Origin of the sequence: Mongoliibacter sp. (assembly GCF_007692705.1) — a bacterium.
GTDB lineage: Bacteria > Bacteroidota > Bacteroidia > Cytophagales > Cyclobacteriaceae > Mongoliibacter.
On record NZ_REBN01000248.1, the window covers coordinates 1 to 7,158 of the forward strand.

The window sequence follows — 7,158 nt, forward strand, 5'->3', positions numbered from 1 at the left end:
CAATCAGGTCAATGTCATGGAAACAATAATATTCCGCACCGATTTTGGTGAAAAATTCAAATGCCGCATCCATTTTATCTTTGGCACGTTGTACAGCATCTGCATTTTCATCCCAAGGACGGTTCATGGTGCCTGGACCGAAAGGATCTCCACCGGTGCCGCAGAAGGTATGCCAGTAGGCTATGGCAAATTTGAAGTGTTCCTTCATAGGTTTGCCAGCCACTACCTGGTCTGGATTATAGTATCTAAAAGCAAAAGGGTTTTTGGAACCCTTGCCTTCAAACTTGATTTTATCAATTCCTGGAAAATAAGTTTTAGCCATAATTTTGGGTTTTAGGTTCGAGGTAAAATAGAAATAATAGGTTTGAGAAATATTTATTAAAGTACCAAATTATATATTTTAAATGAATATGGAAAACGTTTGCACAGGCATTATGGCTGAGACGCTTTTAATTTTATGAAATCGGTTGCAAAAATGAAGAACGGAAAGAGATTGGGATTTTGGATTTACGATTTACGATTTACGATTTACGACGCTGAACTAAGATCGATGATTCGTTAGGTATTTAATATTTATTAGTTAAAAGTTAATTGTTAAAAGTTAATTGCCCGTATATTAACACTTAACAATTCAGTTAAACAGTTGCACAATTAATCAATTAATCAACTAGTTAATGGTTAAAAGTTAACAGTCGCACACCTTAACCTTTAACTACTGTTCGTCAATTCATCGATTCATCAATTAACCAATTAAACCAACCCTTTGCGAATGGTCTCAGCGATCTTCGCAAATTCCTCTTTGCTGAGTTGGAGCTTCTCACGGTTAAAATTGATGTCATCCATGCTGCGGAGGGGAACCAAGTGAACGTGTACATGTGGAACCTCCAGGCCAATCACCGCCACTCCAACTCTGGTACACTTGATGGTTTTGTCAATAGCTTTGGCCACTTTTTTTGAAAAAACATGCAAACCGGCCAATACCTCATCTTCCAGGTCAAAAATATAATCCACCTCTACTTTGGGAACTACAAGTACATGTCCTTTGACCAAAGGCATGATATCCAAAAAAGCGATGTAATGCTCATCCTCCGCCACAATGTGGGCAGGTATTTCTCTGTTGATGATCTTTGTAAATATGCTTGCCATAGCTCTAAAAATAAAAAATCCCGAACGGTAATACCATCGGGATATGAAATTTATTTAATAAGAGATGTCAAGCACCTCAAATTGCACAGTACCTGCAGGGGCTTTTATGTCTGCAATATCCCCTACTACTTTACCCAAAAGGCCTTTTCCGAAAGGAGAAGCCAGGGAAATTTTTCCGGCTTTCAAGTCTGCCTCTTCTTCTGATACCAAGGTATAAGAAACTGTCATGCCATTTTTAACATTCTTAATTTTCACCGTGCACAAAATCCCTACTTTGGAAGTGTCCATTTTGGAATTGTCCATCACGCGGGCATTTCCCACAACAGCCTCCAACTTGGCAATTTTCAACTCCAATAAACCTTGGGCATCCTTAGCAGCATCATATTCTGCATTTTCACTCAGGTCACCTTTGTCCCTGGCTTCAGCAATTTGCTTGGCTATATCAGATCTTCCTTTTGTCTTCAAATCATGAAGCTCATCCTTCAGCCTCTTCAATCCTTCTTCGGTGTAATACTGTATCTTACTCATGCTTTTATTATTTGCTATGGCTATGAAAAATAAAAGAACGGTCTCATTGCTGAAACCGTTTCTTTGTCCTTGTTTGTCTATGTAACTGTGCAAAAGTAACAATTCTATCGACAGAAACCAATCTAGGATTGGTAAAAGAAATTTTTATCTCTATCAAACTTGCTTTAAAACCGCAACGCCGTAGGCAGGTACTTGGCAACTAAATCCTCATAATAGGGCATCAAGGCTTTGACATCCGGAGCTACAGGAACTTTGGAATACAGGTCATAGGGATTGAATTTATCCACCCACTTGAACATTTCACGGTCATGCGCATCCAGCAAATGGTCATACGCTCCTTCCCTATGCTGTGCGTAAAAAGAATGGTAGCGGATCATGTAAAGTGCAGGTTCAGGAAGGTAATCTTTGACTAACTGATACAGGTATTCGTCATGTCCCCACGACATCTTCACTTCTTTGAGACTACAATTGGCAGAATAGATCCCATATTTGGTATTGTAATGCTCGTCCTGACTGTCTGGGTTTAGCGCAAAAAACTCCGGATAAACAATTTTATCGGAATGCCTGCAACCCACCGGGAAGGTATCCCCCACTACAGCCCATTGGGGTTCTCCAAAAAGGCACAACACTTTACCCATATCATGGATAAAACCGGTCAGGACAAACCAATCAGGATGTCCGTCAGCCCTTATAGCTTCTGAAGTCTGCAGCAAGTGTTGCAGCTGATCCAAGTCTGTATCGGGGTCTGAATCATCCACCAGGGTATTGAGAAATTTGATAGCCTCCCAAAAAGGCATTTCCTTTTTATCAAACTTCAAAAACTCCTTTTCCTTGGCACAGACAAAATCGTAGGTTTGATAAGTGTGATTCAGCCTGTAGAATTCCCTAACAGTATCCACCCGATCCGAATTTTTGTAATTTCTATAAGATGCTTTGGATTTAGTTTGTTTTCCTTTTGGCTCAGGGTACCTAAGCACAAGATCATCCTCCCAATCCTCCAGAGACTTTAATGGCTGATTATTGTTTTTCCCGATTTGTGGTTCCATGGCTGCTTCAAGTTTCCTTCAATTTAAGAAAAACCATGGGAATGGTAAAATCACGGAACAAATGGCTGGATCCAAAGGGCCATTTATGAGCTCTGAAAAGCTTCTTTGATTTTTTGAACCAGCACCTGATTGATCTTCTCATAAGACTGGAAAGTCCATCCGGCAATATGAGGGCTGAAAATCACATTTTCTCTTTGGGCTAATTTTTCAAAAGCAGCTTTTTGCTCATCGCTAAAGGTCTTGAATTTCTCATTTTCCAACACATCCAAAACAGCTCCTCTAAAAACCCCTTGGTCTAAAGCTGCATTCAAGGTATCAAAGCTTATAATTTCTCCCCTTGAAGTATTGATGAAATAAACGGGCTTTTGGAATCTTTCCAACAAATCCATATTCAGGAAATTTCTCGTTTCCAAGGTAAGTGGAACATGCATGCTCAAGACATCCGTTTCCTCCATCAGTTGGCTTAGGGAAACTTCTTTTACATGAAAATTTCCAAACGCGGATTTGTACTTGTCATAAGCCAAAATGTTCACATCAAAACCAGATAGCTTTTTGGCAAAAGATGATCCCATATTTCCATAGCCTATAATACCAACTGTTTTACCCTGAAGTTCTTCCCCCCGGTTTTCTTCTCTTTTCCAAATACCTTTTTTTACCTCAGCATCTGCCCTTCCTATATGGTTAAAAAGGGCCAACAAGCCTCCAACAGCATGTTCTCCCACAGCATCCATATTCCCTTCCGCCGCATGAAAAAGTTTGATATCATGTTGTTCCAAAAAATCCGTGTCTATTTTATCCAGCCCTGCTCCTGCTCTTCCAATAAACTTGAGTTTCCTGGCTTTTAAGAGTAATTCCCTGTCTATCGGGGTTTTGGATCGAATAATCAGTCCAGTATAGGCCTCAACTTGTTTCAGAATTTCATTCCTCTTTATCTCAGGGCTATACTCCACTTCATATCCTTCATTTTCTAGAAGAGGGATAATAGAAAGGTGCATTTCGTCAATAATCAGTACTTTGTTTTCAGTCATTTAAGGGGTGATTTAAATGTTTTTTCAAACACAATAAACAATCAAATTCTACAGTTTCAGCAAATACATGGCGACGGCAAAATAAACCGCCAAACCCAACAGATCATTCGCAGTGGTAATAAACGGACCAGAGGCGATAGCGGGATTGATACCAAACTTATCCAATACCAAAGGTGTCACGGTCCCCATAAAGGAAGCCATCAAGACCACAAAAAACATGGACAAACCGATAGTGAAGCCGAAAATCGAATCAAATCCATATATAAATTTTACCACGGCAAAAACAAAAAGGCCCAAGACTACACCATTGACCAATGCGATCAGCAGACCCTTCACAAAACGCTGCCAGGGAGAATCATCAAACACTGACTTGGAGGCAAGGGTTTGCACCACCAGTGAGGAGGATTGAATTCCTACATTTCCTCCAGTAGCAGCCACCAAAGGTATAAAAGAAGCCAAAGCGATATATTTACTCAAGCCATCTTCAAAAAAGGTGATGATCTGCGCACCCATCAAGCCTCCCACTACGCCGATGATCAGCCAAGGTAATCTAGCTTTGGAGATCTTCAAAATGCTATCCGATTCCTCCACGTCAGCGGAAATACCTGTCATCGCCTGCATATCTTCTTCTGATTGTTCACGGATCAAATCCAAAATATCATCCACGGTAATCCTTCCAACCAGTTTATTTTTGGCGTTGACTACCGGCATGGATTCCAAATCATATTTCCTCATGATCTCCGCCACTTCCTCTCCATCCAAATGGGTGGGAACTGAAATCAGTTCAGGCTCATAAATATCCATGATCTTGGTATTGGAGGCAGCAAGGATGATTTTCTTCAAAGAAACCCTACCTAACAAATGTTGCTTGTTGTCTACCACATAGATGGAATAAATTTTTTCAACCTTTTCGGCCTGTCTTCTGATTTCCTCTATGGTCTGAATAACATTCCAGTTTTGATTGGCTTTGATGTATTCCTTAGCCATCAGACCACCGGCAGTATCCTCATCATAGCGAAGGAGGTCTAGTATATTGGCCGATTTTTCTCTTTCCTGTAGGTGACTAATCACTTCCTCCCGATCCTTGGAAGGCAACAAAATCAAAATATCCGCTGCATCATCAGAGTCCATCTCATCAATCAGGGCAGCCAATTCTACGGCCTCCATTTCCCTGATTACTTTATTGACAGAATCTTCGTCCAACTCGATCAAAATGTCAGCAGAGGTTTCATGAGACAATAACCTCAGTACATAAATGGCTTCATCCAAATTTAGCTCATCCAACAAGGCTGCGATATCAGCCACGTTGACACCTTCCAAAGATTCCAGAATAAAGTCATTCTGCTGCTCTTCAATTCCGGTTCTAAAGCTCTCTAGGTATTCTTTGGATAATTCAAATGTCTTTATTGGTTCCAAGACTCCTGTATTTTTTTGGTTAAAGAAATAAAATCCTGTACGCCCAATTGCTCGGCCCTCAGGTCCAACATGGGATCCTCTTGAAGCACATCTTTCAGCCCAAAGGGCTTCATACAATTTCTCAAGGTCTTTCTTCTGGTGCTGAATGCTTGCTTTACAACTTTAAAAAAAGTTTTCTCGTCACAATCAAGACTTTTTACTTCATTCCGTATCAACCTGATCACTCCGGAATTGACCTTGGGAGGCGGGTTAAAAACTTCAGGAGGTACTGTAAACAAATATTCTATATCATAAAAAGCCTGCAAAAGCACCGACAGTATTCCGTAGGTTTTGTTTCCTTTGGGAGATGCGATACGCTCTGCAACTTCTTTTTGCAACATACATACTACTTCAGTCACCGCATTTCTTTCTTCCAGTATTTTGAAAAATATCTGGGTAGATATATTGTATGGGAAATTGCCTGCTACAGCATATGGTCCATTCATGATTGGAGAAAAGTCTCTTTTCAGGTAATCTGCCTCTATGATTTTTTCACCCAATTCCGGATATTTTTGATGTAGAAACTGTATGGATTCACTATCAATATCCACCAGGTATAGATCCCAGTTTCCTTTCAATAAAAAATCAGTCAAAACGCCCATCCCTGGGCCAATTTCCAAAACCTTACTTACCCCTCTGTGCCCATTGACAGACTTGGCAATATTTTCAGCGATTCCAAGATCAACCAGAAAATGCTGTCCAAGATGTTTTTTGGGTTTGACCTTCTCCATGTGCTTTCCTTTGATTATTTTCTATAAATTGCATGTCAAAAATAAGAGAATTATCACAAAGCCCTACAATTTATTCTAAATCCAGGGAAAGCATTTCTAAGCAGCCTCTTAAGCTGTAAGTAAATGTCATTTTGGACTCGAAGGGCTTGCAATGCCGTAAGCTACTCTTATTATTCTTATCATTTTGAATCAATGAACTTTAATGAATCAAAGAAAAAATAAACCCGTCATAGGAATCAGTATTGGAGACATCAACGGTATCGGTGCGGAAGTAACCATAAAGGCTCTTTTGGACAGCAGACTGCAAAAGATCATCACTCCCGTTATTTTTGCACATGGCAAAGCCATGACCTATTACCGTAAGCAACTTGAGCTTGAAGACTTTAATTTCATGCAGATCAAGTCATTAGATGAAGTGCATCATAGAAAAATCAACCTGATCAATGTGCTTGAAGAAAGCCCTGAGGTGATTCCTGGAGTAGAAACTCAGGAAGCCGGAAAGTTGGCCTTGGCTGCCTTAGAAAATGCTGTTGCTGCTTTGAAGGAAGGTAAAATTGATGCATTGGTCACCGCACCACTGAACAAAAACAATATCAACAGCCCAGAAAATAAATTTATAGGTCATACAGAATACCTGACCCAAGCTTTTGAAGCCAAGGATAGCCTGATGTTTTTGGTGGCAGATGATATCAGGGTAGGATTGGTGACTGGACACGTACCTCTCAAAAACGTAGCTGAAAATGTTACCGGTGAAAATATCCGAAAGAAATTAAAGATGATGCTGGACTCGCTTCAGGGAGATTTTGGAATCAACAAACCCAAAGTAGCCATTCTGGGGCTCAACCCACATGCTGGAGAGGATGGACTTTTAGGTGAGGAAGAGGAAAAGATCATCAAGCCAGTTGTAGCTGAATTCAAGGACAAGGGACATTTGGTCTTTGGCCCCTACCCCTCTGATGGCTTTTTTGGTATGCTGCACCATAAGAAATTTGACGGGGTGTTGGCCATGTACCACGACCAAGGCTTGATTCCTTTCAAAACATTAGCCTTCGAAACTGGAGTAAATTTTACAGCAGGCCTTTCCATCATCAGAACTTCCCCTGACCATGGTACAGCCTATAATATTGCGGGAAAAAACATTGCCGATGAAGGTTCCATGCGCGCAGCCATCATGCAAGCCTACGACATCGTCCGCAGCAGAAAAGGCTGGGAAGAGGAGGATGA

Annotated in this window: 7 protein-coding genes and 1 pseudogene; 1 reads left to right on the forward strand and 7 read right to left on the reverse strand. The window is 40.7% G+C overall.

The features are described from left to right. The 7 genes and pseudogenes from EA341_RS17170 to rsmA form a co-directional block, all read right to left on the reverse strand. Positions 1–322 (reverse strand): annotated as a pseudogene (locus tag EA341_RS17170) (xylose isomerase); the annotation flags it as partial. A 428-nt stretch (positions 323–750) separates the two neighbouring features. After that, a complete protein-coding gene (locus tag EA341_RS17175; RefSeq protein WP_293016400.1) occupies positions 751–1,146 on the reverse strand; it encodes an HIT family protein in 396 nt (131 codons plus the stop codon). A 54-nt stretch (positions 1,147–1,200) separates the two neighbouring features. Beyond that, the gene (gene greA / locus EA341_RS17180) at positions 1,201–1,674 is read right to left on the reverse strand and encodes a transcription elongation factor GreA (protein WP_293016401.1); all 474 of its coding nucleotides are present in this window, start codon (positions 1,672–1,674) and stop codon (positions 1,201–1,203) included. A 164-nt stretch (positions 1,675–1,838) separates the two neighbouring features. Then, positions 1,839–2,720: an inositol oxygenase family protein gene (locus EA341_RS17185; RefSeq protein WP_293016402.1), complete on the reverse strand. Its 882-nt coding sequence runs from the start codon at positions 2,718–2,720 to the stop codon at positions 1,839–1,841. Positions 2,721–2,803: 83 nt separating this feature from the next. After that, a complete protein-coding gene (locus EA341_RS17190) occupies positions 2,804–3,748 on the reverse strand; it encodes an NAD(P)-dependent oxidoreductase (protein WP_293016403.1) in 945 nt (314 codons plus the stop codon). A gap of 48 nt (positions 3,749–3,796) precedes the next feature. Continuing rightward, positions 3,797–5,164, reverse strand: coding sequence for a magnesium transporter (gene mgtE, locus EA341_RS17195; RefSeq protein WP_293016404.1), 1,368 nt, complete (start codon positions 5,162–5,164; stop codon positions 3,797–3,799). Further along, positions 5,152–5,934 carry a 16S rRNA (adenine(1518)-N(6)/adenine(1519)-N(6))-dimethyltransferase RsmA gene (rsmA, locus tag EA341_RS17200; protein WP_293016405.1) on the reverse strand — a complete coding sequence of 261 codons (783 nt, stop codon included), beginning with the start codon at positions 5,932–5,934 and terminating at the stop codon, positions 5,152–5,154. Before rsmA ends, mgtE begins: the two co-directional genes overlap by 13 nt. A gap of 202 nt (positions 5,935–6,136) precedes the next feature. On the opposite strand from rsmA, the gene pdxA reads away from it, so the two are divergent. Further along, a partial coding sequence (gene pdxA, locus EA341_RS17205) for a 4-hydroxythreonine-4-phosphate dehydrogenase PdxA (RefSeq protein WP_293016406.1) occupies positions 6,137–7,158 on the forward strand: 1,022 nt, incomplete at its 3' end.

Coding starts and splice junctions, on each gene's coding strand:
- greA (WP_293016401.1), bottom strand. CDS start 1,674: ATGAGTAAGATACAGTATTACACCGAAGAAGGATTGAAGAGGCTGAAG.
- EA341_RS17175 (WP_293016400.1), bottom strand. CDS start 1,146: ATGGCAAGCATATTTACAAAGATCATCAACAGAGAAATACCTGCCCAC.
- EA341_RS17185 (WP_293016402.1), bottom strand. CDS start 2,720: ATGGAACCACAAATCGGGAAAAACAATAATCAGCCATTAAAGTCTCTG.
- rsmA (WP_293016405.1), bottom strand. CDS start 5,934: ATGGAGAAGGTCAAACCCAAAAAACATCTTGGACAGCATTTTCTGGTT.
- EA341_RS17190 (WP_293016403.1), bottom strand. CDS start 3,748: ATGACTGAAAACAAAGTACTGATTATTGACGAAATGCACCTTTCTATT.